Raw genomic sequence first — 26,372 nt, 5'->3', positions numbered from 1 at the left:
ATATAAAGTGCACTCTAATTGTTAGAAATAGTTTTACAATTGGGGTGCATTTTTTATAGTAGAATTTTGTGAAATACAGTCGTTATGAAATGAGAATGAAAAAATAAAAGGAACTTTATTAGATTTGATACATTATTTATTGATATTTGGTTGGTGAGGAAAAGAGAAAGTAAATGTGTAAAGATAGTAGATAAAACGAGTGGTACTAACAACTAATGATAGAACGTTTTGAAAATAATAGCATACGAATATATATATGATAAGAATGAGGTGATATATTGGAAAATAATGATATTCAATTTACTTCTTTACAAATGCGAACTGATAGATTTGGGTGGGCTGGTATTCAATATACAAATAAAAAGCAAGCTATCTTATATACTCGAAACGGAGGAGTAGAATGGGAAGTTGTTAATCCTCTAAATTCAATTATATTATTTGGATATCCAATAAATGCTCGAAGCTCTTGGGCATATGGTTTAACAAAAACGAATGATGATTTATTGCCCGCTATATTTTATACAGTTAATAGAGGGGAAAGATGGAGTGAGTTTATATTACCAATTGAAGAAGAGTGGGAGAAATCGACTGATGTTCAAGTACAATTGCATGCCACCAATATGGATAGTATATGGATTGTATTGTCTAGAAAGCTTGCATCAAATAAATTTGAACATAATTTATACTACATGAAAACGAAAGGGAGAGTATGGAAAGTAATTAAAAATATAAGTATTAGTGATAGTATTTCAGGAATAACATTTATAAACGAGTTAGTTGGATTTATTTCATTGCACAAACAATATGAAACATCAGCGGTATTTAAAACAATAGATGGCGGGGTAAATTGGCAGCCTATAAAAGATATTCCAAGTCTTGAAGGAAGTAATAATGAGACTTCTATGGCTTATAAAGCAATCTATAAAAATAACTTGTTAGTAATACCAACTAAAATGAATAATGATGTATTTTTAATGAATTACTCATTTGATAAGGGGAATTCGTGGCATATTTCAAATAAAACAATAAATACTAGTAAAGCGGCTGTTTCTTTTTTTAGTTCCTATTATGGCTGGGTTATAAATAGTGAACATGGAAGTGTATATCAAATAATAAAAAAAGGAGCAAAATGGATAAAGGTATCAAGTAATCCATTGTTGAAAAATGTATTTTGTTTACATTTTTTTAATCGGCGTAAAGGTTGGGCGTGTAATAAAAAAGAAATATTTACTACAAAAGATCACGGTATAACATGGAAAAAGGTAGTATATAAAATTAATAATATTGATAAATTTATTTAAAAAAGTCCTAAAGAAATTAGGACTTTTTTTGTTTTTTATGGTGAGAGTTGTAACAAATAATGATAAGAGGAAGGGAACGAGTGTAGAACTTATATTTTCAAAAATAGACGATTGTTTTTACACAGTATAATTCACTTTTGAATATGTTAATAAAGTAGCAAATTCATAGGAAATGGTAATACTTAATATTTTATCCCGCTTTAATGGGCGGTAAGACCCCACCTCAAAATTTAGTGAAAGCAAAGAATTTAGGTGGGGGTCGGGCTGCCCATTAAAGTCCGATTGGTGAGGGCTAATAATCAGTGGGGGATGAAGAAAACCCCCACTGATTAAAGTTTCACTTTATGTCACATGATGTGTAAAGGGGGCGTGTAATGAAATCGTTAACGGTTATTATTTTGTATAGTGAAAGAGAGCAAATATTAGAAGAGTCAATTCAATCTATATGGAAGCTAAATCCTCTTGAAATTATAATTTTAGTTCCTAACGATAGAAGAAATTTGTATGAAATAGCAAAGAAACATAAATGCCATATTGTTTTGATGGATAAATATAGTACGTATTATGAGGGGTATGAAGCTTCTGTAAAGGCAGCAAAAGGAGATGTTTTGTTATTTGTAGATAGTAATTTTTCAATATCTACAAATGAGATGAAGAAATTTATTGAACCAGTTGTTACAAATCAGGCTGATGTAGTATTAAACAAAATAGATAAATTTGTAGAAGTTGGTAAATGTCCAAATATGGATATTGTATGGAGAAAAATGTTAAATGAAATTTTAAGTCGACCAGATTTAAAAAGCAATTCAATACTTTCATTACCATATGCACTTGCGAAGGAAGTAGTAGTAAATATCGGCTTTGATTATATGAAAAATATCGTTCTAGCTCATATGAACATAGTGGATCAAGGATGGCGGATTAACGATCAATATGCAATAAAAACGTTATCTAGAGATGAAACGTTAGAAGAGGAAGGGTATTTAGTTAAAAAAGAATTGTCAGAAAATGAAAAGGAGAAATTGGGAAAATATTTAATCGGTATTTCTAAATGGATAGAGAAAAAGGGAAAAAGAGTAGGGTTTACTGATGCAGGAAAAAGAAGAGATATTGTTCAAAAACTAGGTGAATGTAAGCGATACCCTTCCTATCATCAAGGGTGGGGAATGCATTCTTCAATTTATGATGGGAAGCAACTTTCTGTCATTATACCGGTGCAAAATGAAGAGGAAACTATAGAACAAGTAATACTTGAGGCGAGAAAAATAGAACCACTAGAAATAATTGTCGTTGTAAATGGTTCGATAGATCAAACGGCCAATATCGCTAAAAGACTTGGTGCTACTATTATTAAATATAACGAACGACTCGGTCATAATGTTGGACGTGCTATTGGAGCGCTTGAAGCTACAGGAGATATTCTTTTATTTATTGATGGTGATTTTAGTGTTTCAGGAAGTGATTTACATCACTTTACAAAAGCAGTTTCAGATGGCATAGACATAGCGTTAAATGATTTGAACCCAATGCTCAATCCGCCTTTTTATATTGTTGATATTGTAAAATATATGCTTAATTTAGCATATGATCGCCCAGAATTAAGTAATGGATCATTAGTAGCTATTCCACATGCAATGAGTAGATCATGTTTAGATGCAATAGGGTGGGAAACTTTACTATGCCCTAGTCTTGCACAAGTAAAAGCTATATTACAAGGATATAGGGTAGAATGTGTTCATTATGTTGATGTTGTAAAACCGAATAGAATTCGTTTAAAGGAGAATGTAAGTCAAAATGGACATCCTCCAGCAGTATTAAGAATAATTGGTGATCATGTTGAAGCTCTCTCTTACTTGATAGAACAACTCGAAATGGATGGAAAGGGTGATTAAACTGTTAGACCAGTATAAAATAATTAACATTTCATATGAACAATTATGGCAAATGGATTTTCAAACTACGGAGCCATTTATACTCAAGGTTAATTGGGATAAAGTAACGTATGAATTTTTAATTCGTATTAAGCCCAATGCTTCTAACACAATTGTTTTTGGATCCGGAGCAGGTGGGTTTCAAGAACAACCAATTGGTCCACCTATTTTTCATCGACATTCTTGGATGAATGAATTTGAAGATACTGTTATATATTATAATGATCCTACTTTATATCTTGGAAAATTATCTTTAGGTTGGGGACAGGGAGAGTTAAATAGATTTTATTTACAAGATATAGCTAATATTCTAGAAATATTATTTATAAAGTTAAAAGTTGATTCAAAAAATGTCTTGTTTTATGGAAGTTCTGGAGGAGGATTTATGTCTTTAATTTTAGCTGGATTCGTTAAAGGTTCCACAGCTTTCATTAATAATCCTCAAACAAATTTAATAAAGTGGATACCTGTACCGGTAAATTTAGTTTTCGATTTATCTTATCCAGGTTTATCAAGAGAAGAAGTTGAGGAGAAATTTGGTGAAAGAATTAATGTTGTGAAATTTTTTAATCACATTAAATATGTGCCGAACATTTATTTTTTGCAAAATTTCGCGTGTGAATTTGATGTGCAAAATCATTTGCTACCATTTATTTCTGAATTAGAGCAACTTGATAAAGACACGGAAGTAAATCAAATTATAATTGACTTATATTTTGATAAAAAAGCAGGGCATGCAGCTGTAGGTAAGAGTGAAACAATTGAATATATAAAAAAAGTAAAACCTAATCAGACTGTAAAAGAAGAACAAAAAGAAGTGGACCTATCAGTCGTTATAGTTTTAGGAGAAGATAAATCAAAATTGAATCAAATTTTAAATAAAGTGCAGCATATAAAACCACTAGAAATTATTATTGTATCTGATGATAGAATGAGTGCGATACAATCTATATCAACATTTGTTGAAAGTAACGTTGTTGTGATTGAGGAGAAAAGTAAATGGAAAGCACCAGTTCATGGGGCAAAAGTCGCCAATGGTGATGTGGTCTTATTTTTAAATGGAGAAGATGTTATTTTTTCGGTAGAATTAGAACGATTTATAGAACCGCTACTAAAAAAGGAACAGGATGTAATCTTAAATAACATAGACTCCGTATGTTTTGAAAAGATGAGAGTAGAATGGCCAAGTATTGCTATGGTGTATAGAAAAATAGTAAACGATGTATTGGGGCGCATGGATTTAAAATATGATTCGGTGTTATCTATGCCATATGCCATTAGAAAAAAAGCAATTGAGGACATTGGATATGACACTTTGCAAAATCCCGTTCTATCTCAAATAACTTTTATTGAGAAAGGGTGGCGACTACAATCCTCGTCAGCTATCACTAACACCTCCTTGAATAATATACCCACAAACAAAACCTCTTTCTATAAAAATGAATTAACTAAATTAGAAGTATGTGAGATTAAAGAAAACGTAAAAGCTTTGGAGAGTTGGTTACAACGAAAAGATGGTAGAGGTAACTATACAGATGGAGGAAGAAAAAGAGAAATTATAGAGCAACTAAAAAAACAGAAGAATTATTCACTTTTTCATAAAGGATGGGGAATGAATTCCTCTATTTATAATGGAAAACAGTTATCGATTATTATACCAGCACAAAATGAAGAAACAACGATTAAAGAAGTTATTCTTGAGGCAAGAAAAATTGAACCGAAAGAAATAATTGTTGTAATTAATGGATCAACAGATCAAACAGAAGCAATTGCTAAGCAACTAGGAGCTACAGTAATTGTTTATCAAGAAGCATTGGGTCACGATGTAGGACGGGCAATTGGTGCACAAGAAGCCACAGGGGATATACTTCTCTTTATTGATGCTGATTTTGCTATTCCAGCAAAAGATCTTCACCCATTAACAAAGGCTGTTGCTAATGGGATTGATATGGCTTTAAACGATTTAAATTTAAATCTTAGATTTCCTCTATATATTGTAAATTTATATAAATATGTGTTGAATATTGCTTGTAATCGTAAAGATTTAGGAGTGGGATCCACAATTGCTGTTCCCCATGCTATTAGTAGAAAATGTTTAGAGGGAATCGGCTGGGATACACTTCACACAGCGTGTGTTGCGCAAGTAAAGGCAATATTAGAAGGATATAAAGTTGAATGTGTCCATTTTGTAGATGTAATGAAACCTAATCGTATTCGGCCACAAGAGCATTTTGCCACGATAGGACATCCACCAGCTGTATTAAGAATTACTGGGGATCATTTAGAAGGATTTTCGTATTTATTGAAGAATAAGGGTTTTAAAGATTTATTTTAAAAGGGAAATTTGTCTATTGAATGAGTAACCTCAACATTTCATTTATGCAACTTAACGATATTTAGTATTGTAATGAAACTGAAATCAAAAATTTTTATTATTTTTAGCTTAGGTACAAGTGAAGAGCATGTTTCACTGACTGATAATAAATGAACAAGTAACCAAAAGGTAAAGGCTTCTTTATATATATGAAGGAGCTTTTATCTTTTTTATTTTATGTATGGAAAGTAAAGAGTGAATAAAGTTGTAACAACATTTTTATTTCTGAATAAATTGATATTAGATATAAGAAAGGAGGAAATATCTTGTCTTGCATCAATAAAAGTTGTTTTAATATTTGTTTAGAAACTAAAGTCAATCCAAATGGTGGGGCAGAAATATTCGTAAGGTGCAATGATGAATGTTCATCTAATTTTAATGTAATACCGTTTATTGCATGTGTTTCTATTTCAGTAAAGGATGATTTGAGTTTTTTAGTTGATTTAGATAGTTTAATAAAACGTTAATTTTCTTGGAACCTAATAGTAAAATAACATCTAATTTATAAAATTTAGTAAGAGAGTCGTGTCCGAATTTAACTAACTGCATATATTGTTAAGAGAAAGGAGGGAGAGTTATGGCATGTACTACGAATAATGTTTGTTTTGATGTATGTCTTAAAATTACAATTACCCCTGGTAGTGGAATTGACGCTGTAGTGGATTGTGGGGGTGCATGTGGGACAAGTCCTACAATTGTAATTAGTCCTAGTGGATCAATTGTAATTACTTTACCATTAGTTGCATGTTTCTCAATTACACTAAACGATGATTTAAGTGTTGTATCTTCATTAACAAGCCTCTCTTTTCAAACTTCTTAAGAAAATCAAGAAATGAAAAGCCTACTTTCTACTTTTCTTTTGAACTAATGTAAAAATAAAAAAGATGGTTACAAACCATCTTTTTTATTTTGCTATATATTTAAATTGAATTTATATATTATCTGTTCGTAAGGGTATACAATTAAGAGCATTCAGTGTCTCCTTTTTGTTCGAGGAGGTAAGAAATTGCCTCTATATGATCACCAATGATTTGCTGTGTTGCTAATGAAAGGTGGCCTTCCTCAGAGAAGTGTTTTTTGGGTCGAACTCGATTTATCTTGTCAACGTCGACAGAATGGGCTTTTTGTATATGCAAGCCTGCTAAAATTGTTTTAACTTGACTTAAGGTTGGTGAAAGAAGTGAATCAAATCCAATTATATCAATGCATTTTCGACTAAAAGCATGAGGGACAGCAATTGTGGATCCCATACCTAAATCTTTTCGATTACATGCTAAATTAACAGCATACTTACATGCAGTCACGATAGTATAAGGAAGACGATACATGTAGTAGTCCTCTAATTTATTTAAAGCTAAATCGGTTCCATTTTGAACAGATTGTACAAATGGTAATAAATCAGAACTAGGAATTAAGAAATCACCATCAATAAATAATAATATATCACCTTTTGCAAAATATGCACCAACGGCACGTCCGGTATCAATGCCGAGTGCTTCTTTGTAAGTAATAACTGTTGCACCGCAATTCTTCGCCAATTCCTCTGTTTTATCTGTTGATCCATTAACAATAATGATGATTTCTAAAGGTTTTAATTTCTGCACCTCAAAAATGATAGATTCTATCGTTTTTTCTTCATTTTGAACAGGGATAATGATGGATAATTGTTTATTTCCATAAGTATTTGAATAAAACTCTTTACCTGTAATTATTTTTGGTATAGCTTTTTGTTCGCCGTTTTGAAGTTCTAAAATAATATCTCGCCTTCGATTATTATCAGTATAGTTTCCTCTTGAATTTTGTAATATATTTATCCAATTTTCAATTGCTTCTAGGTGATAACGAATGAGTTGTTTTGAGGGGAAGGAGGGAATTTGCGGTATAGAAATTTTAAAATGATTGCTAATCCGAAATTTATTTTTAATAATTTTCATTTGTGCTAATATCGGATTTAATAAACTTTCTGGAGTAATTGCTTCAAGAATTTCTTTTGTTATTGCATAGGGAGGAAATAATAATGAGTTAACATGTAAATCTGGACGATGAAAAAAATGATTCGTAACTTGCTGCCAAATCATTTCTATAGTTGGCTTTTGCTTTTGATAAAAAAAATCATCTAAATTGTTTAATACTAAGTCAGCTGATTCATCTAGTAATGGTTGAAGAAATTGTTTAAGTAAGAAAGGGTGGATATTGTAATTTGCATCTAAAAATAAGAGGTACTTACCCTTTGCTTTTTTGGCACCAATTACATAACAATTATTTGATTCTGTCGGTTCTTCTAGCGTGATAATTTTACAATTGTAAGATTGTGCAATATCAATGGAATCATCGATACATCCGTTAATAGTAAGGATGATTTCTAAAGGCTGTAGTTGTTCACAGGCTTTCAAAATTTCAGTTAAAACTCTTATGTTATGCTGTATACGAATAATAATAGAAATCGGATTTTTACACATAAGTAGTCTCCTTTTTAATCAGAGGTAGTTATTAATAAGGTTAGATAAAATAGGAGATGTATATTTTATTATATACGTAACGACTATTTAGTTTTATCAGATTTAGAATTTTCATTACCTGAATTAGAACCTTTATTTATTCCAGAAGCGAGTAAATTATTGAGAACGCTAAGGTCTAATTGCATAGGGATTGAGTTTTCGGATGTAGTTTTCTCATTTTCTTTTTTCGTAGTTAATATAGTCTTTATATTTTTTATTTCTTTATATTGCTTTAAGGTAATGAAAAATCCAGAAATAATTAAGAGAAAAGAAACAGTAGCAAGTAAAAGGATTATTTCCAACATAAAACAGCCTCCTTTAAAACTACAATAATATTATAGTTGAATGTAATAAAACAGAATTCGAGCCAATGAGTTCACTTTTTAAATATATGCAAGTCTTTAGTAAAAGTTACTGATTTCTAAGTTAGAGGAAGCAATTATAGAAACGTTATAAATATAAATAAATGAAAGGTTCATTTATAGTGTAAAGGTATATATTATATAGCCTAAACTTCATTTTATAAAAAGTTAAATAGGGTGTAAATTTATACAAAAAGAGCATTTAATTGGACAAATAATTAATTATGTGAAATAATAATAACAGACAAGGATACGTTGATTTCCCTTAAGTGCTTCGAATTAATTTTATTCAATAAGAGAAGGTGTGCTTAAAGAAGTTAAATTAAAAAAGGAGCTGTTTTATTATATGCAACAAAATAATGATTTAAATTTTGAACCTCAAGACGTTAATATTGTCAATCCTAAACAAGCCAGGAAAGCAGTAATTGCTACTGGTATAGGGAACGCAATGGAGTGGTTTGACTTCGGATTATACGCGTATTTAGCGGTAATTTTAAGTCAATTATTCTTCTCAGGTGTTGATAATAGTGGATTGCAACTTGTACTTACATTCGGTACATTTGCAGCAGCCTTTCTCGTTCGACCAATCGGAGGTGTATTCTTTGGTAGAATAGGAGATAAGTACGGCCGAAAAATCGTGTTAAGTACTACTATTATTTTAATGGCACTTTCTACATTATTCATCGCATTACTACCAACCTATGAACAAATTGGTGTATGGGCACCAATACTACTTTTAGTTGCCCGAATGATTCAAGGCTTCTCTACAGGCGGCGAATATTCAGGAGCAATGGTTTATATCGCAGAATCTTCTCCAGATAAAAAGCGTGGTATACTCGGTAGTGGTCTTGAAATTGGAACACTCTCAGGTTACATTGCTGCATCGGTAATTGTTACCATTTTGACGTTATTGTTAACAGATGAGCAAATGCTCAGCTGGGGATGGCGTATTCCGTTCTTAGTAGCTGCACCAATTGGTTTGGTCGGTTTATACTTACGCCGTCATCTAGATGAATCTCCAATCTTTGAAGAGATGGAAAAAGCACAAGAGGAATCTGAAGACAATGAACAATTTTCATTTATGGACATTATTAAGTATCACAAAAAAGACTTCTTATTAAGCACAGTAATTGTCGCCTTCTTTAATATTACGAATTATATGATTCTTTCGTATATTCCTTCTTATCTAACTCAAGTACTTAAAGTCGAAGAAACAACAGGCTTATTAATTATTTCTATTACGATGGCACTTATGATTCCACTAGCACTATATTTCGGTAAATTAAGTGATAAAATTGGTAATAAACGCGTTGTGCAAATTGGTTTACTTGGTTTAACTGTATTTGCAATTCCAGCATTTTTACTAATAGGTAACGGACATATTGCAGCTATATTTGCAGGTATTTTCGTATTAGGTTTCTTCTTAAGTGTATATGAAGGAACATTACCTTCATTATTACCATCACTCTTTTTCACTGATGTACGTTATCGAGCACTTTCGATCTCATTTAATATTTCTGTATCGATATTCGGTGGAACAACACCGCTTGTATGTTCATACTTAGTTCATGCAACTGGTAACCCGCTTGCACCGGCATTTTATTTAGCAGGTGTAAGTATTATTGGATTAGTTGTATTTAGTGTACTATTCGTTACGACTTCAGGGCGTGCGCTAAAAGGTTCATATCCTACAGTAGAAACGAAAAAAGAAGCACACCAAATTGCTAAAGAAGATCCTGAAGAAACACTTTGGTGGCATGAAGAGTCATTAGAAATTGAAGCAGGGAAGAATGCTTCCATTTAAAAAGCAACGTAGAAGTATAAAAAGACTCCTATGAATATAGGAGTCTTTTTGTTACGTTATTTCTTTCGTTTCTTCAAATTTTTTTGATATGCATAAAGCTTATGAATCTCTTTCTTAAATTCATGTAGAAGTACAGTGTTTGCACCATTTGAATACCGCACAGTATTATAAGCATCTATAATAATGTCACTTTGAATATTTACATCTTCTTCATCGTTTATTCTTTCTAGCCAAGTTTCAACAGTTTCTCCCCGTTTTCTATTTAAAGGAGAGGTTAACTTACTCTCTAGCTTAAAAATTTCCTTCCGAATTTCGTTATGTGGCGGTTTATTTCGTTTAAAACGATTTTGGCTCATTCCTTCTTTATCAGTAATGATAGTAGATTCGAAGACGTGCATATTTGGTAAACTTAAATGTTTTCGTTTTTTTACTATTTTCCAAACGACGTAAATAGCGATAGCTGTACAGACTATTATTGTAGCGCTATTTATGAGTATTGGATCAAAATCAGGAATTTTTTTTCCGTCTTCAATTTTTGGTTTTAAGAGATGTCCTTTATTTGCCCAAACATCTTCAGTATCTTTTAATTCCGCTGCTTTAATTAATGGCATTAAAGCATAGCCGACGCCTAATGCGACTACTTCCGTTATAAAACCAAAAATAAGTCGAATGAAAGGAAATATTTGAACAATTAATATACTCATTAAGCCAATCGTAATGATAGAAGCAAAACGTAATAGTTGTTGTTTGCGATTTGCCCCGGTTAACCAAAATGTAATCATAAGATGCAAGGCTAACATTAATAGTTTCCACAACGGTGGAAAGGGTGCATAAAATATAACTGAAACGACAAACCATACAATACCACCTAAAGATTTTTGAACTGGATATCCAGGTCCGACCACATGTACGATAAAGAAAAATAGTGGTAATATGATTGTGCCAAAAAGAGAAAAAGGTAAAAATAAAGAGAAAAGAACGATTTGAAGAACTAAAAGTATTACAAATCCTGTTGTTTTTTTCTGCATAAATTTATGAATAAGAAATACTCCAATATAGCCTGTTGTTAAAAATATTGCAATACTAATTAGTTCATCTCTTTCTGTTAATAATGAAAGCAGGAGGAGTAGAATGAAATCATGAATGTGATATAGCCAAGTTTTCAACCGATTCCACCATCCCTTCACTAGTAATGAGAAACGTTGGCTGCGAGAGAAGAGGGAGTTCATTTCTTTGTAAACCAATGTATATCATTGTAGACGATCGTTCTCTCTTTCTCGTTACATAATGAAGGAATCCTTGTTTCGGAAGTAACGTACTATCATCTGAAATACGGGCTAATTCTTCTAAAGCTTTTGCATATTGCGTTTGCCCTTCATGTAACGATAAATGTAATGCACCACCTTCTGCTAATACACTAATAAATAATTCAAACGGTATGTGATGCTTCGTTGCATATTGGCAAATGTATGTTGCGAATGAAATTAAATCTTCAACATTATCTTTCCAACCAAATCCACGATCGGCAGCTAAAGAAAGACAAATCGTCCAACTATAATTTTTTACAGGTTCATATTGCTTCGCTTGTAATTCCTGCATTTTAGCAGATGCCTTCCAATGAATAGAACGGAATGATTCACGTTCATAGCGTTTTACACCTATAATAGATGTTTCGTCATTGTAAAAAGAAAAATTCGTTTGATTGGATCCGATTAAAAGTTGCTGAAGTTCTTGCAAACCTGCTACTTCTTTAGGAGAAGGATACACAATAATTTCAGTCCTTAATTTATCAAAAACAGGTAAATGTACAGTTAATAGATGAAATGGATCTTTTAATACACATTCAAACTGTTCAATTTGAAACACCCCACGCTTCGTAGCGGTTAATGTTAAATCCCATTTTTGTGCCGAATGTGCAGGTTGTGAAAATGGGAAAGAGAATAACGTTTTTGATATTTGTTCAATGCCTTGCTCTTTATGCGGTATAAGGGACGAATTTAAATGAAAGTAACAAACACCATTAACGAGCGGTATGCTGGCTCCATTTTTTAAATGAATAAAAAACTGTCCAGATTCCTCAGGAAAAAGCCGTGTAGTTTGTTTCTCATTTATGATTTGAAACTTCTTCTCTATGAAAGCGACATATTTATAAATAAAAATCGCAAATATATAATAGAAGAAAAAGAGAAACATAAGCATTCGTTGCGGGAAAAAGAATGTGAAAAGTAACGCGATTGGAACGGTTAGTTGAATAATATGAAGTTGAAAAAATAAAGGTACAGTTACAACGCGCTGTCCATTCATGCTTGCTCAATCTCCACGGGTACATCAACTTCTTTTAAAATACTTTGCATAATATCATTTTTTGTCGTACGTAATGCACCTTCCATTGATAAGACGATACGGTGATTCCAAACAGAAGGAACTAACAATTGTATATCTTCTGGTGTGCAATATTCTCTCCCATGTAAAAAGGCTAAAGCTTGAACAGCACGTACTAAAGCTAATGTGGCACGTGGGCTTACACCGTTAGCGATATAATCATGATTTCTTGTAGCATGAGCAAGTTTAATAATGTAATGTTCTAACGGTTCCGAAACAAATATTTCTTTTACTCGTTTTTGAGCTTCTAAAATATCTTCTAATGAGATGACAGATGTGACACTTTCTAATGGTAAATCGTTCCGAAAACGTCGCATCATTTGTAACTCATCTTTAGGAGTTGGATAACCAATTGAAATCGTCATTAAAAAGCGATCAAGCTGTGCATCTGGAAGAGGGAAAGTCCCTTGTGATTCAATTGGGTTTTGCGTCGCAATAACAAAGAACGGTTTCGGCAGAGGAGTTGACTGCTTCTCAAGCGTCACTTGTCGTTCTTCCATCGCTTCTAACAAACTCGACTGCGTTCTCGGCATTGCACGGTTAATTTCATCTGCTAGCAAAATGTTTGTCATAACTGGTCCAATTCTTAATTCGAATTCGCTTGTTTTTGGGTTGAAGTATTCAATACCTGTTACATCACTTGGAAGTACATCAGGGGTGAATTGAACGCGAGAAAAACTACCACCAATACTTTTGGAAATGGTTTTCGCCAGTAACGTTTTCCCAGTACCAGGCACGTCTTCGAGTAGTGCATGTCCATCAGCAAGAAGTGAAACGAGCAGTAGATCAATAACATTTTCTTTCCCAACAAACACAGATCCGATGTTTTCTTTCAATTTATTTATCATATGTACCATTCCTTTCATTATAAAAGAGCTAATATTTCTATATTTTAACAAATTATTCAGAAAATTTGTATGGTTTTTTAATTCAAAGAAATGGATATTTAATTATTAAATTAATCTTGAATATTTTGGAATATGATTATATAATATCGATATACGATGTATCGTAAGTCGATATATCATAAGGCGATGTATCGGAGGTAGTTATAATGAATGCGAAGGCGCAAAAATATATTCCGTTAACTGAGGGGACATATTACATACTGTTATCACTAGTGAAACCAATGCACGGATATGGAATTATGCAAATGGTAGAAGAGATGACAAATGGGGAAGTAAAGCTCGGTCCTGGTACTTTATACGGGAATACGACGAAATTACTTAAAGAAAAATTAATTGTTGAAGTTGCCTCTACAGATAGAAAGAAGTGCTATGAGTTAACGCCGTTTGGGAGAGAAGTGTTAGAGCTAGAATATAACAGATTGCAGAGATCTGTAAGGAATGGAAATAGTATATTAGGGGAGTGAATGGGAAATGGAGACAAAGAAGGTATTCAAACCTTTTGCGATATGGAGCTTGGAAAAAGAAGAAGCTTTTTTAAGAAAAATGCATCAAAAAGGATGGGCTTTACAAAAGTATAATGTAATGTATACGTTTAAGAAAACTGAACCAAAAGATGTAGTATATAAAGCAGACTTTAGATTAGAGTATAAAGATTCGACAGAAAAACAAAAAGAATATATCGAAATATATGAAATGTGTGGTTGGAAACATGTAACGAGTTTTGCGAAGTGGAATTACTTTTGTAAAGAAGTAGAAGAGGAAAATGAGTTACCTGATATTTATTCAGACAAAGAAACGAAGATACAAAAACTTGTTGAATTGATACAGTTCGTTGCAATTATGTTTGTAATGTTAATTCCAGTGCTTTACTTATGTTTTCTTGGAGTATCAGAATCAGGATTATATAAAGGTATGGTAGGGTTTTTAGTTTGTATATATTTATATGCGTTTATTAATTTATTTAGGAAGATTAAAAAGTTAAAAAAGGAAATATTTTAACAAAGAGTGATATTCTTAGAGAAGATATATATTGATGGGAATCAACTTCTCTAATTTCTATATATATTTATTTTGTTCATTCTTTTTTATATAATAAAAGACCAACTTTTTAATTCATAGAACTAACAGTTACAAAGATAATATCAGTAACAACACCTAAAAAAAATCATAAATGAAGAAGAAATAATCAACAATAACGAACTAGCAATTAATATTAATTTATTAGATTTTTGATTTTAAAAATGGTAGTAAAGTAAAAGACTACAAATAGTAGAAACAATCCATATTGTTAGATCGTAAGGAGTCGTTATTTTCTCCCAATCGAAGATCCAAAAGTAAAAGATGACTATATGACAAGTTAATAGTAGAAATATTGATGGAAGCGTTATCTTTTTATTGTTTGTTTTACCTCTCTTATGTAAACATTTCTAAAAGAGTGCGAAGTTTAACATATAATAAGGAAGAAACACATTTTTAATTAAGTTATTAAACGGAAAAATCCCTTATAGAAAAATCTATTTCTATAAGGGATAATAATGTTTTTATTAGAAAGACTGATTTTGAGCAGGTTTAATAAATTGTTCTGGGTTTTCAACAAGCCCACATACAGCGCATTGGACGCGATAAGTAGGTCCTTGATAGGCCATATGAAAAGCATTCATCGTGTCATTTGTATATTCTTCTTCTACTTGACCAGTTTGTGGATTTAATTTGACTGGTTTTACTTGTTGCTCAAGAATATTAAAGCGAGTACGGTTCGTTTTACAACTTGGACATAGCATTGGTTCCATATGTATACACCTCCATTTGTATCATTTCTTAAACTCTTTAATTTTATGCAAGCAAAAAACTTTCTCAATATAAATAGGTGTTTAATGTATTTAAAATTCAGAAAAAATAAAATATAATAAAAGTACGAACTGGTTATGTCCAAACCAAATCTCCTGTTTTATGCCAATAAGCTGGGGGGCCGAGAAATCGGCCTCATTTTTTTTGCTCATTACTACAAAGAACAAGGTTTTTATGAGACTTTTGTCGAAATTTTAGGGGTAGATATAAAGGGGGATGTAAAATGGATTTGAAAATGAAGTACATCATTTTATATGTAGAAAAGTTTGAGGAATGTTTAAAATTCTATAAAGATATTTTACAGTTACCTATAAAAGCAGAGCACGGTACATATATTGAATTTAATACTGGAACTACCATTTTAGCGATGAATACGCGGCAAGATGTGAAAGAATTAACAGGACTACCGCTTATAGAAGGTGAATTACAGTCTTCTCATTTCGAATTAGGATTCGTTGTTGAGAATGTACAAGAAACGATTGAGCAATTTAGAGAGCAAGGTATTAAAATTTTAGTGGAGCCAATTGTGAAACCGTGGGGACAAACAATTGCCTACATTGCTGATCCAGATGGAAATTATATTGAAATCTGTAGTTCATTAGAATAGAGGGAGAAAGAGAGATGGGATTTCCGAAACTAGAAACAGAACGTTTACGATTAAGAGAACTTACACTATTAGATGCAGAAATGATGTTCGAATATTTTTCGAAAGAATCAGTTATACGTTATTTCGGAATGGATTCTTTCGAAAATATTGAGCAAGCGAAAACAACGATTCAAACGTTTAAAAATTGTTATGAAGAAGGAAGTGTATTTCGCTGGGGAATCGAGAAAAAAGGGACGGGCCAATTAATTGGGACGTGTGGATTTCATTTAATTAACAATCATCATAGACGAGCTGAAATTGGTTATGAATTAGATGATACATATTGGGGACAGGGGTATGCATCTGAAGCATTACAAGCAATTTTAGCTTACGGATTTGAAATACTGCAACTAATAAGAATCGCAGCGGTTGTATATGTAGAAAATAAAGCTTCACAACAATTATTAATAAAAGCAGGATTTCAAGAAGAAGGATTACTTCGAAAACATATGATTCAAAATGGTGTCGCTCATGATACCATTTTATATTCTTTATTAAAAGAAGAGTGGAAGAAGTAATGAGTACAAATGAGCTTATAAATGTTATGAAGAAGCATAAAGAAAACCGCTTTATTTTAGGGATAGATGGTTTAAGTCGATCTGGAAAAACAACATTCGTAGCAAATTTAAAAGAAAATATGAAGCAAGAGGGCATCCCGTTTCATATTTTTCATATTGATGATCACATAGTGGAGCGTAATAAACGCTATCATACAGGATATGAAGAATGGTATGAGTATTATTGTTTACAGTGGGATATTCCATACTTGAGGCAGAAGTTTTTTTAGAAGTTACAACATGAGACAAAACTGACTTTGCCTTTTTATCAAGAGGAAACAGACTCATGTGAAATGAAAAAAGTACAGATTCCTATTGTAGGCGTAATTGTTATTGAAGGAGTTTTTTTGCAGCGAAAAGAATGGAGAGATTTCTTTCATTATATGGTCTATTTGGACTGTCCAAGAGAGACAAGGTTTCTACGTGAGAGTGAAAAAACGCAGAAAAACCTTTCAAAGTTTGAAAATAGGTATTGGAAAGCAGAGGATTATTACTTAGAAATGGAATTGCCGAAGGATAGGGCGGATTTAGTCATCCAATGATTTGAAAATAGAAGGTGAATAGAATGAATATTTTATGGGATTTTGATGGGACGTTATTTGATACGTACCCTGCATATACAATGATGCTTTCTGAAATATTAGGTGATTCAGTAGAAAAACAAGAAATATACAAAAACTTAAAAATATCATACTCTCATGCAATTCAGTATTATAATATTTCATGCGAGCAGGAAGAAAAGATTAAAGTTTTGAAGGGAAAATTCACGCCAAAAGATATGAAACCTTTTGCAGGTGTCGAAGAGGTTTTGAAATTTGCAGATAAAAATGTGATTATGACCCATAAACATAGGAAAGGGGTTATGGCCATTTTAAAATATTACGGCTGGGAAAAATACTTCGTAGATATGGTTACAATTGACGATGGGTTTCCTCGAAAGCCGAACTCTTTAGCTTATAATCATCTGCATAAAAAATACAATATTGATTTAGCTATTGGAGATAGAGAATTAGATTTATTACCTGCAAAAGAATTAGGTATTTCAACATGTATGTTTCAAGGTAATTGTGATGTAGCGGATTATTCTTTATCACATTACTCGGAGTTTTTTAAGGTAGTGAGTGATAGAGAGTTTTCTTTATAAAAAAAGTTATGAATAAAGACTGTATCTTTCATTTTAAAGGTACAGTCTTTATTTTTTAGAACTATTTCATTTTATTTTCTGTATATAAAAATTGCTAGGAGTTAAAGAATGTCCGTCCATCTTTATTAAAGAAGTAGCCAGGTTAATTGTTAGATAGAAATAAACTGAAGGATAAAGTGATAGCGTCCACTTTATCTTTTTTATGTTTTAACCAAATTATGGTTATTCATGTTAATATGGACTCATAGCTATATAGAAGGGGTGGGGTTAGTATGAAAACTGAAATAGTTCCTACAAAGAAGTACAGTATAATAAGCTATATATCTTTACTCATCGGCATTTTGTGTTTTCTATTCGTTTTTATAACGCCAACAAGGATAGCCAATGCAGGTAATATAGTTGGAGATTATATTACAATTGCCCTGACAGGTGTAGGTATCATGCTTTCAATAATCACAATGACGAAAAGAACAGAGAAGAAGGGAATTGCTATTCTTTCATTAATACTGTCCTCATCATTTTTTATATTTTGGATCATAGCAATTATCCTATTGTTTACTGGTCAAATTAGTTTTGCGCCGTAATGTGTAATAAAAAGAGTCCTTCTCGTATGAAGGACTCTTTTTATTCGGTATCTTCAGGTTGATATTCTAAAATATCCCCGGGTTGGCATTCTAATGCTTTACATATTGCTTCTAAAGTTGAAAAACGGACTGCTTTTGCTTTTCCATTTTTCAAGATAGAAAGGTTAGCCATTGTAATTCCAACCTTCTCCGAAAGTTCTGTTACACTCATTTTTCTTTTTGCTAACATTACATCAATATTAATAATAATTGCCATATTATTCACCTCAGACCGTTAAATCATTTTCTGATTTTATATCTATAGCATCTTTTAATAGTCTTTGGAGAACGGCAGCAAAGACCGCGATTACCATTGAAGCAAAAATCATAATCATTCCGATAATAATAATGCCAGGGGCGTCATCTCTCTCTGCCACGAGATAGAAAAGTGGCATACCTAATACATATAATACACTAATTGCCAATGCGCTGTACTTAATATTTTTTAAAGCTTGAACAGATAGCTCTGAGAATGCGTTATTTTTATCAATATAGTTTAAAAGCTTAAATGTTTGGTACAGTGCGAAGTAATAAGGTATTGCTGTTGCGTATAAATTGATAAATACAAGATATTTAATATATGCAATATCTGGATATAATTCTGCGGCAAAATTTCCTATTTTAGGGACTAAAAAAATGCACATAGCAAGAACGGGGATTCCGATCAGAATTACAACGGTCTTTAAAAAGAGTGTGGATCCTTGTTTCATAAAAAGCACCTCATTTATTTAATATCTTATTAATTTAACATGAAATTTATTGTTTAACAATAAATTTTTATTTCTTTTAATTGAGGATTTATTGTTAAATAAGTAATTAATGAAAAGGATGTTAAATCTTTTTTATAAGATAAATGATACATATCAATATTTAATTAAAGAAAGAGAAAGTAACTATTGTTAGCTTTATGAGAATTGGGAACTAATAAAACATATGTAGGTTTTGGTATGGAAAAGGAAATAAGGTGTATTGAAATGAATGCAAAGTTTATGGAGGAACAATCATGTTGAATTATGGTGTGAAGATGAAAAAGTTACTATTGGTGGGAGCTATAATAGTAAGCGTATTAAGTACGGAAAGTATGATGAATTATCATGCGGCCAAAGCTAAGGTGAAAAAAGTAGAACACCAGCCTAAAAATATAATTATGATGGTTATGGACGGAACGAGTTCAACGGCGACAACATTGGCTCGCTGGTATAAAGGGGCACCGCTTACGTTAGATCAAATTGTAACAGGAGGTGTTCGTACGTTTTCGGCGGAATCAGCTATTACAGACTCAGCGCCAGCAGCAACAGCTTTAGCAACTGGAAATAAATCGAATTCAGGATATGTAGGTGTATTACCTTCTATTGTAAGTTCGCCTAGCTTACAGCCAATAAAAGAAGAAGAAAAGTTATGGCCGGTCGCAAACGTATTAGAAGGCGCAAAATGTACTGGTCGTGCAACTGGCATTGTTGCTACATCTGAAATTCAGCATGCTACTCCGGCCGGATTCTCCGCTCACCATGTCAATCGCAAACATTTTGACGTAATTGCGAAGCAGCAAGTATATCAAAATATAGATGTCGTATTAGGCGGGGGAAAAGCGGCGCTTCTACCTATAAAAAGTAATGGAATCCGAAAAGATGGTGAAAATTTAGTAAAGGTGATTCAAGACAAAGGGTACGATTTTGTTGAAACGAAAGATGCGTTATTGAACTCCAAATCTAATAAAATTTGGGGCTCTTTCTCACATCATGCTCTTGCGTTTGATATGGATCGTATAGCAACAAATCCAGAACAACCAACACTTTCTCAAATGACAGAAAAAGCAATTCAAACATTATCAAAAGATAAAGATGGCTTCTTTTTATTCGTAGAAGGTAGTAAGCCAGATTGGGCAGCTCATGCTAATGATCCAATTGGGATTATTAGCGATGTATTGGCATTTGATGAAGCGGTAGCAAAGGCGTTACAATTTGCGAAGAAAGATGGGGATACGATGCTCATCGCTTTAACTGATCATGGTAACAGCGGCATCTCTATAGGGAATAGGAATACGACAAAAGGATACAATACTACACCGGTTTCTGCATACATTGATCCATTGAAAAAGGCGAAAATGACACTTGAAGGAACTATAAATAAACTGAAATCTGATTTATCAAATGTAGAAGATGTAGCTAAACTATACGGTTTGGATAATCTAACTCATGATGAAAAAGAAAAATTAAAAGTGGCAAAAAAGAAAATGGATGTAGGACGAATTCTTACTACATTATTGGCTAATCGTGCAAATATCGGCTTTACGACAGGAGGACATACAGGTGAGGATGTATTCTTACATTCTTATGGACCTCAAAAACCAGAAGGCTTAATCCAAAATACAGACATTGCGAAGACGATGGCGAAAGCGATGGGCTTTAACTTAGAAGAAGTAACGAATAAAATATTTTTAGAGAGTGAACAAGCCTTTAAGAAAATCGGTGCAACTGTAACAGCCGACAAAATCGAAGGAGCAAACCCGTTACTCGTAGTAAAACATAATAAAGTAGAAGCACAATTATTTGGTAACAAAAATATAATTCGTATCAATGGTAAAGGGTATGAATTAAGAAGTATTATTGTAGAGAGTAATGGAAAGTGCTATGTACCAGAAGAAGCAATTCAACTATTTGTAAAGCATTCTCGTTAAAAAATTGCCAACCAGTTAAGCTAACTGGTGGCAATTTTTTGTGTTTATTCTAAATATAAGTGTTCGAATTGTTTTGTAAAGTTTTCCATATGAGACTTGTATAAATGTTAAAGGGAAATTATATTTTTTCTTACATTAAAAAATTTCATTTTGTAGAATAAGAAGTTATACATATAGTAAAGTCTAATGTGTTATCAATTAATATTTACGAAAAATATATTAATACTTTAAAATTTCTTTAATGTTCATTATTTTTTATTTAAGGTTATCCGTTATATTTATAATATGTTTATTTCAATTTATCGTATTGCAGCGCAGTTTCATATAATTATAAAGCAATCATCAAAATAAAATCTCCACTAGAGTAAATTTATTATTTTTTTGCGGAAATTATTATGCAGCTAAGAAAACTGTAATTTATTGAATTAGAAATATATTAGAATTTACTTGAAGAAAGAGAGAGGGAATAAAATGAATATAGTGCACTTACGTCCTAAACAGCGGTCTAAGTATCGCATTATGCTAGGGAAGTGGTATTACTCTACAAAGAGGTACATTCAGTGGTTGGCAGATGGAAAAACATATGCAAAAAGGTTCCAACAAGAAAAGCTACCTTGTACAGCAATTCAGCACCGAACGATATTACTTCGTAAGCTCAAAGATGTAGATATGTGGTATCAACAGAATAAGGTTGTTAATTTGAAAATTGCTGTTAAAAAACTAAATGGTATCGTCATTAGACCGGGAGAAACATTTTCTTACTGGCGTTTAATAGGTAAGCCAACGAGGAAAAAAGGGTATGTAGAAGGTATGGTATTACATTACGGATCTTTTCAAACAGGTATTGGAGGAGGTCTTTGTCAGCTTTCGAATTTAATATATTGGATGACTTTACATACACCACTGACAGTAACAGAACGATATCGTCATAGCTTTGATGTCTTTCCTGACTCTAGGCGAACTCAACCGTTTGGGAGTGGGGCGACTTGTTCCTATAACTATTTGGATTTACAAATTAAAAATGAAACGGACCAACCGTATCAACTTCACCTTTATATGACAGATGAACATTTAGTTGGTGAATGGAGAACAGTCTATCCGCAACTTTATCAATATGAAGTGTATGAGAAAGAACACTCAATTCAACCTGCATACTGGGGCGGTTATATACGACATAATGTGATTCAACGTAAAGTATATAATCAACAGAAACAGTTAATAGAAGATCAATATGTAACAGAGAATCACGCTATAATGATGTACGAACCACTATTAGCTTGTAATAATGAGAATAGTGAGTAATATGGTAATCCATAGATTAAATAGTATAGAAAATATTTAATTCTTATTTTTATTAAAAAAGTATGAATCCCAGATTTACTGGATTTTGATTGTAACTAAGAACATATAAAAGTTCACTGTTATTTATAGGAGGGTCTGTTTGTTTTTATATCTTATGTATTTCACCCTGCATAAAAAAATATTTCTCAACATTTTATTTGTTGAAAAAGATTGAATATTCGTATTATAACGAATATTATGTTGTTATCGGCAAAAAACGATAATTTGCAGACACTGGGGAGGAAATACATTGAAAAAGAAATTAAAACCATTAGCGGTATTAACAACAGCAGCAGTACTAAGTAGTACGTTTGCTTTTGGAGGTCACGCAGCTTATGCTGAGACACCAACATCATCTCTACCAATAGATGAGCACTTAATACCGGAGGAGCGTTTGGCAGAAGCGCTAAAACAACGGGGGGTAATTGATCAATCTGCATCACAAGCTGAGACGTCAAAGGCTGTCGAAAAATATGTTGAGAAAAAGAAAGGGGAAAACCCTGGGAAAGAAATCTTAACAGGAGATAGTCTTACACAAGAAGCTTCTGATTTTATGAAAAAAGTAAAAGATGCAAAAATGAAGGAAAATGAACAGGCACAGCAGCCTGAAGTAGGCCCAGTAGCTGGACAAGGTGCAGCATTGAATCCAGGGAAATTAAATGGAAAAGTACCTACTACATCAGCGAAGCAAGAAGAATACAATGGAGCTGTTCGAAAAGATAAAGTACTTGTTTTACTTGTAGAATTTAGCGATTTTAAGCATAATAATATTGATCAAGAGCCAGGATACATGTATTCTAAGGACTTTAATCGTGAACATTATCAAAAAATGTTATTTGGTGATGAACCATTCACTTTATTTGATGGATCGAAGATTAACACATTTAAGCAATATTATGAAGAACAATCTGGTGGTAGCTATACAGTTGATGGGACTGTAACAGAGTGGCTTACTGTTCCAGGAAAAGCATCAGATTATGGTGCTGATGCGGGTACTGGGCATGATAACAAGGGGCCTTTAGGACCAAAAGATTTTGTGAAAGAAGCATTAAAAGCAGCGGTAGCAAAAGGAATCAATTTAGCAGACTATGACCAATTTGATCAATACGATCAAGATGGTGATGGAAATAAAAATGAGCCAGATGGCATTATCGATCATTTAATGGTTGTACATGCTGGCGTTGGTCAAGAAGCTGGCGGCGGTAAATTGAAAGATGATGCGATTTGGTCACATCGTTCAAAACTAGGTTCAAAACCATATGCAATTGATGGCACGAAATCTTCTGTTTCGAACTGGGGCGGAAAGATGGCTGCATACGATTATACAATCGAGCCTGAAGACGGGGCAGTTGGTGTGTTTGCGCATGAGTATGGTCATGATTTAGGTTTACCAGATGAATATGATACAAAGTACTCAGGACAAGGTGAACCTGTTGAGTCATGGTCTATTATGAGTGGTGGTAGCTGGGCTGGAAAAATTGCAGGAACAGAGCCAACGAGTTTCTCACCACAAAATAAAGAGTTTTTCCAAAAGAATATGAAGGGGAACTGGGCGAATATCCTTGAAGTAGATTATGACAAACTTAGCAAAGGAATCGGTGTTGCGACATATGTAGATCAAAGCACTACAAAATCTAAACGACCTGGAATCGTTCGTGTTAACTTGCCGGACAAAGATATAAAAAATATCGAATCAGCGTTTGGTAAGAAGTTCTATTACAGTACAAAAGGAAATGACATTCATACAACACTTGAGACACCAGTATTTGACTTAACAAATGCAAAGGATGCTAAGTTCGATTATAAGGCATTTTACGAACTTGAAGCGAAGTATGATTTCCTTGACGTATATGCGATTGCAGAAGATGGAACGAAGACACGCATTGATAGAATGGGCGAAAAAGATGTAAAAGGCGGCGCGGATACAACTGATGGTAAGTGGGTTGATAAATCATACGATTTAAGCCAATTCAAAGGAAAAAAAGTAAAACTGCAATTTGAGTACTTAACAGATATTGCAGTAGCTTATAAAGGGTTTGCGTTAGATAATGCAGCATTAACTGTAGATGGAAAAGTTGTTTTCTCTGATGATGCAGAAGGTCAGCCAGCAATGACGTTAAAAGGCTTTACTGTGTCTAACGGATTTGAACAGAAAAAACATAATTACTATGTAGAGTGGAGAAATTACGCTGGTTCTGACACTGCGTTACAACATGCACGTGGACCAGTATTTAATACAGGAATGGTTGTATGGTATGCGGATCAAAGCTTTACAGATAACTGGGTAGGCGTTCATCCAGGTGAAGGGTTCTTAGGAGTAGTAGATTCTCATCCAGAGGCAATTGTAGGGACATTAAATGGACAACCTACTGTGAAGAGCAGTACGCGTTATCAAATTGCTGATGCGGCATTCTCATTTGATCAAACGCCAGCATGGAAAGTAAATTCACCAACACGCGGTATCTTTGATTATAAAGGATTACCAGGAGTGGCAAAATTTGATGATTCTAAGCAATACATCAACAGCGTTATTCCTGATGCAGGACGTAAGTTGCCGAAGCTAGGACTGAAGTTTGAAGTCGTAGGCCAAGCTGAAGACAAGTCTGCAGGTGCAGTTTGGCTTCATCGATAAAATAAGGTAAAAAGAAGAGAAGCTGCGATAAGTCGGTGAAACTGACTGGTTGCAGCTTTTTTCTTCTTGTGAAAAAACTCTCTGTTTTTTATGTACTTATTGGAAAAATTCGAAGTTTCTTTGATACATAAAATGCTCCGTCTGTCCAATTATAGAAGCTATTTTGGACGTAAGAAATTTGTAAGTAATGAGTAAGAAAAAAGAGATTTTCATAGTATAAAATATTTATTATAGCTACTTTTAACACCTGATACTAATAGTGTGCTATAATATGAATTAGCAACAAAAAGGAAAGGAATTAGAACAATGACCTTAGAAAATACTAAAAATTTAAAAAAACAAGTTGCTCCTTTTGAAAAATCAACGATTAAAAAAAGTGTTTGGCAACTGATCAACACAATCGTGCCATTTATTATTTTATGGTACCTTGCTTATAAAAGTTTGTCAGTTTCTTATTGGTTAACTTTAGTTCCAGCACTGTTAGCCGCTGGATTTATGACAAGAATTTTCATTATTTTTCATGATTGTACCCATTATTCGTTCTTTAAAAGTCGACGTGCAAATAGAATAGTTGGAACGTGTATGGGTGTTTTAACATTATTCCCATTTGATCAGTGGGGGCATGAGCATTCTATTCACCACGCTACAAGTGGTAATTTGGATAAGAGGGGTACAGGGGATATTTGGACGCTTACAGTTGATGAATATGTAGCAGCACCATTTAGACTTCGTTTAGCATATCGTTTATATCGCAATCCATTCGTTATGTTTGGATTAGGTCCGATTTATGTTTTCTTGCTTAAAAATAGATTTAACCGAAAAGGTGCAAGACAGAAAGAACGTATGAATACTTATTTGACGAATATTATAATTGTTGCTGTAGTAGCTATACTTTGCTGGGCAATTGGGTGGCAATCGTTTCTGTTAGTACATGGTACTATATTCTTAATAGCAGGTTCAGTAGGGATTTGGCTGTTTTACGTACAGCACACATTTGAGGATTCTTATTTTGAAGAGGATAAAGATTGGGAATATGTGAAAGCGGCAGTGGAAGGAAGTTCTTTTTATAAGCTTCCTAAAATTTTGCAATTTCTAACGGGTAATATTGGATTCCATCATGTTCACCATTTAAGTCCAAGAGTACCTAACTATAAACTAGAAGAGGCACACAATAATACGCTTCCGTTAAAAAATGTACCAACGATTACGCTTGCTACAAGCTTACAATCACTACGTTTCCGTCTTTGGGATGAGAAAAGTAACAATTTTGTTAGCTTTAAAGATGTCAAAAATATAATTAAAAATAATGTTTCTGTTCGAGTGAAATCTGAACTATAATTGCAT

The 26,372-nt window shown here is 32.9% G+C and carries 24 protein-coding genes and 2 pseudogenes; 17 read left to right on the top strand and 9 right to left on the bottom strand.

The features are described from left to right. The first annotated feature begins 278 nt into the window (after positions 1–278). From BAQ53_RS14320 to BAQ53_RS14305, 5 genes are all read left to right on the top strand, one after another. The gene (locus BAQ53_RS14320) at positions 279–1,301 is read left to right on the top strand and encodes a hypothetical protein (protein ID WP_208905566.1); all 1,023 of its coding nucleotides are present in this window, start codon (positions 279–281) and stop codon (positions 1,299–1,301) included. A gap of 374 nt (positions 1,302–1,675) precedes the next feature. Next, positions 1,676–3,193 (top strand): glycosyltransferase family 2 protein, encoded by a 1,518-nt coding sequence (locus tag BAQ53_RS14315; RefSeq protein ID WP_208905564.1) that lies wholly within the window; start codon positions 1,676–1,678, stop codon positions 3,191–3,193. Between the two features lie 52 nt (positions 3,194–3,245). After that, complete coding sequence (locus tag BAQ53_RS14310) at positions 3,246–5,567, top strand: glycosyltransferase (protein WP_116777461.1); 2,322 nt, start codon at positions 3,246–3,248, stop codon at positions 5,565–5,567. Between the two features lie 305 nt (positions 5,568–5,872). Beyond that, a complete protein-coding gene (locus BAQ53_RS26260) occupies positions 5,873–6,073 on the top strand; it encodes a hypothetical protein (RefSeq protein WP_001277651.1) in 201 nt (66 codons plus the stop codon). A gap of 110 nt (positions 6,074–6,183) precedes the next feature. Further along, positions 6,184–6,426 (top strand): hypothetical protein, encoded by a 243-nt coding sequence (locus BAQ53_RS14305; RefSeq protein ID WP_000752466.1) that lies wholly within the window; start codon positions 6,184–6,186, stop codon positions 6,424–6,426. A gap of 142 nt (positions 6,427–6,568) precedes the next feature. On the opposite strand, the gene BAQ53_RS14300 is transcribed toward BAQ53_RS14305, so the two are convergent. Together BAQ53_RS14300 and BAQ53_RS14295 are read right to left on the bottom strand one after the other, a co-directional pair. After that, entirely contained in the window at positions 6,569–8,065 is a 1,497-nt protein-coding gene (locus tag BAQ53_RS14300; protein WP_199697126.1) for a glycosyltransferase family 2 protein, read from the bottom strand. 83 nt (positions 8,066–8,148) lie between these two features. Beyond that, a complete protein-coding gene (locus BAQ53_RS14295; RefSeq protein WP_000889744.1) occupies positions 8,149–8,409 on the bottom strand; it encodes a hypothetical protein in 261 nt (86 codons plus the stop codon). A gap of 403 nt (positions 8,410–8,812) precedes the next feature. Between BAQ53_RS14295 and BAQ53_RS14290 the strand changes: the two genes are divergently transcribed. Continuing rightward, the gene (locus BAQ53_RS14290; protein WP_001186931.1) at positions 8,813–10,270 is read left to right on the top strand and encodes an MFS transporter; all 1,458 of its coding nucleotides are present in this window, start codon (positions 8,813–8,815) and stop codon (positions 10,268–10,270) included. 56 nt (positions 10,271–10,326) lie between these two features. On the opposite strand, the gene BAQ53_RS14285 is transcribed toward BAQ53_RS14290, so the two are convergent. From BAQ53_RS14285 to BAQ53_RS14275, 3 genes are read right to left on the bottom strand one after another with little or no spacing between them, the layout of a single operon-like run. Further along, entirely contained in the window at positions 10,327–11,436 is a 1,110-nt protein-coding gene (locus BAQ53_RS14285) for a DUF4018 domain-containing protein (protein WP_000860494.1), read from the bottom strand. Then, the gene (locus BAQ53_RS14280) at positions 11,408–12,574 is read right to left on the bottom strand and encodes a DUF58 domain-containing protein (RefSeq protein WP_208905562.1); all 1,167 of its coding nucleotides are present in this window, start codon (positions 12,572–12,574) and stop codon (positions 11,408–11,410) included. The genes BAQ53_RS14285 and BAQ53_RS14280 overlap by 29 nt, the downstream gene beginning before the upstream one ends. After that, on the bottom strand, positions 12,571–13,500 hold the full coding sequence (locus BAQ53_RS14275; RefSeq protein WP_089149470.1) for an AAA family ATPase: 930 nt from the start codon (positions 13,498–13,500) through the stop codon (positions 12,571–12,573). The genes BAQ53_RS14280 and BAQ53_RS14275 overlap by 4 nt, the downstream gene beginning before the upstream one ends. Before the next feature lie 206 nt (positions 13,501–13,706). Here BAQ53_RS14275 and BAQ53_RS14270 point away from each other — a divergent pair, with 206 nt between their 5' ends. Further along, positions 13,707–14,024, top strand: coding sequence for a PadR family transcriptional regulator (locus tag BAQ53_RS14270; protein WP_000991894.1), 318 nt, complete (start codon positions 13,707–13,709; stop codon positions 14,022–14,024). A gap of 7 nt (positions 14,025–14,031) precedes the next feature. Then, on the top strand, positions 14,032–14,559 hold the full coding sequence (locus BAQ53_RS14265; RefSeq protein ID WP_000448427.1) for a DUF2812 domain-containing protein: 528 nt from the start codon (positions 14,032–14,034) through the stop codon (positions 14,557–14,559). Positions 14,560–14,668: 109 nt separating this feature from the next. Here the strand turns inward: BAQ53_RS14265 and BAQ53_RS26255 are convergent. Then, a pseudogene (locus tag BAQ53_RS26255) lies at positions 14,669–14,948 on the bottom strand (hypothetical protein). A gap of 156 nt (positions 14,949–15,104) precedes the next feature. Further along, on the bottom strand, positions 15,105–15,350 hold the full coding sequence (locus BAQ53_RS14260) for a hypothetical protein (protein ID WP_000433605.1): 246 nt from the start codon (positions 15,348–15,350) through the stop codon (positions 15,105–15,107). Positions 15,351–15,631: 281 nt separating this feature from the next. Here BAQ53_RS14260 and BAQ53_RS14255 point away from each other — a divergent pair, with 281 nt between their 5' ends. The 5 genes and pseudogenes from BAQ53_RS14255 to BAQ53_RS14235 all read left to right on the top strand — a co-directional run bounded on the left by BAQ53_RS14255 (position 15,632) and on the right by BAQ53_RS14235 (position 18,339). Further along, a complete protein-coding gene (locus BAQ53_RS14255; protein WP_208905560.1) occupies positions 15,632–16,015 on the top strand; it encodes a VOC family protein in 384 nt (127 codons plus the stop codon). A 14-nt stretch (positions 16,016–16,029) separates the two neighbouring features. Then, positions 16,030–16,572: a GNAT family N-acetyltransferase gene (locus tag BAQ53_RS14250; protein ID WP_208905558.1), complete on the top strand. Its 543-nt coding sequence runs from the start codon at positions 16,030–16,032 to the stop codon at positions 16,570–16,572. Continuing rightward, a pseudogene (locus BAQ53_RS14245) lies at positions 16,572–17,153 on the top strand (kinase). The gene BAQ53_RS14250 and the pseudogene BAQ53_RS14245 overlap by 1 nt, the downstream one beginning before the upstream one ends. A gap of 23 nt (positions 17,154–17,176) precedes the next feature. After that, the gene (locus BAQ53_RS14240) at positions 17,177–17,755 is read left to right on the top strand and encodes an HAD-IA family hydrolase (protein WP_046945998.1); all 579 of its coding nucleotides are present in this window, start codon (positions 17,177–17,179) and stop codon (positions 17,753–17,755) included. 272 nt (positions 17,756–18,027) lie between these two features. Beyond that, positions 18,028–18,339 (top strand): hypothetical protein, encoded by a 312-nt coding sequence (locus BAQ53_RS14235; protein WP_000845564.1) that lies wholly within the window; start codon positions 18,028–18,030, stop codon positions 18,337–18,339. A gap of 40 nt (positions 18,340–18,379) precedes the next feature. Here the strand turns inward: BAQ53_RS14235 and BAQ53_RS14230 are convergent, their stop codons facing one another. Together BAQ53_RS14230 and BAQ53_RS14225 are read right to left on the bottom strand one after the other, a co-directional pair. Then, positions 18,380–18,595: a helix-turn-helix domain-containing protein gene (locus BAQ53_RS14230; protein WP_000974619.1), complete on the bottom strand. Its 216-nt coding sequence runs from the start codon at positions 18,593–18,595 to the stop codon at positions 18,380–18,382. Positions 18,596–18,605: 10 nt separating this feature from the next. Continuing rightward, positions 18,606–19,088 carry a DUF2975 domain-containing protein gene (locus tag BAQ53_RS14225; RefSeq protein ID WP_000809118.1) on the bottom strand — a complete coding sequence of 161 codons (483 nt, stop codon included), beginning with the start codon at positions 19,086–19,088 and terminating at the stop codon, positions 18,606–18,608. Between the two features lie 293 nt (positions 19,089–19,381). Between BAQ53_RS14225 and BAQ53_RS14220 the strand changes: the two genes are divergently transcribed. From BAQ53_RS14220 to desA, 4 genes are all read left to right on the top strand, one after another. Beyond that, positions 19,382–21,055, top strand: coding sequence for an alkaline phosphatase (locus tag BAQ53_RS14220; protein ID WP_208905556.1), 1,674 nt, complete (start codon positions 19,382–19,384; stop codon positions 21,053–21,055). A 471-nt stretch (positions 21,056–21,526) separates the two neighbouring features. Then, positions 21,527–22,357, top strand: a complete 831-nt coding sequence (locus tag BAQ53_RS14215) for a VanW family protein (protein ID WP_001028242.1) — start codon at positions 21,527–21,529, stop codon at positions 22,355–22,357. A 289-nt stretch (positions 22,358–22,646) separates the two neighbouring features. After that, the gene (locus BAQ53_RS14210; RefSeq protein ID WP_000727915.1) at positions 22,647–25,028 is read left to right on the top strand and encodes an immune inhibitor A domain-containing protein; all 2,382 of its coding nucleotides are present in this window, start codon (positions 22,647–22,649) and stop codon (positions 25,026–25,028) included. Positions 25,029–25,334: 306 nt separating this feature from the next. Next, positions 25,335–26,366, top strand: a complete 1,032-nt coding sequence (gene desA, locus BAQ53_RS14205) for a Delta(5) desaturase DesA (RefSeq protein ID WP_000171504.1) — start codon at positions 25,335–25,337, stop codon at positions 26,364–26,366. Positions 26,367–26,372 lie beyond the last annotated feature (6 nt).

Source organism: Bacillus sp. B25(2016b) (assembly GCF_001679765.1).
GTDB lineage: Bacteria > Bacillota > Bacilli > Bacillales > Bacillaceae_G > Bacillus_A > Bacillus_A thuringiensis_K.
This window is presented reverse-complemented; position numbering and strand designations above follow the sequence as displayed.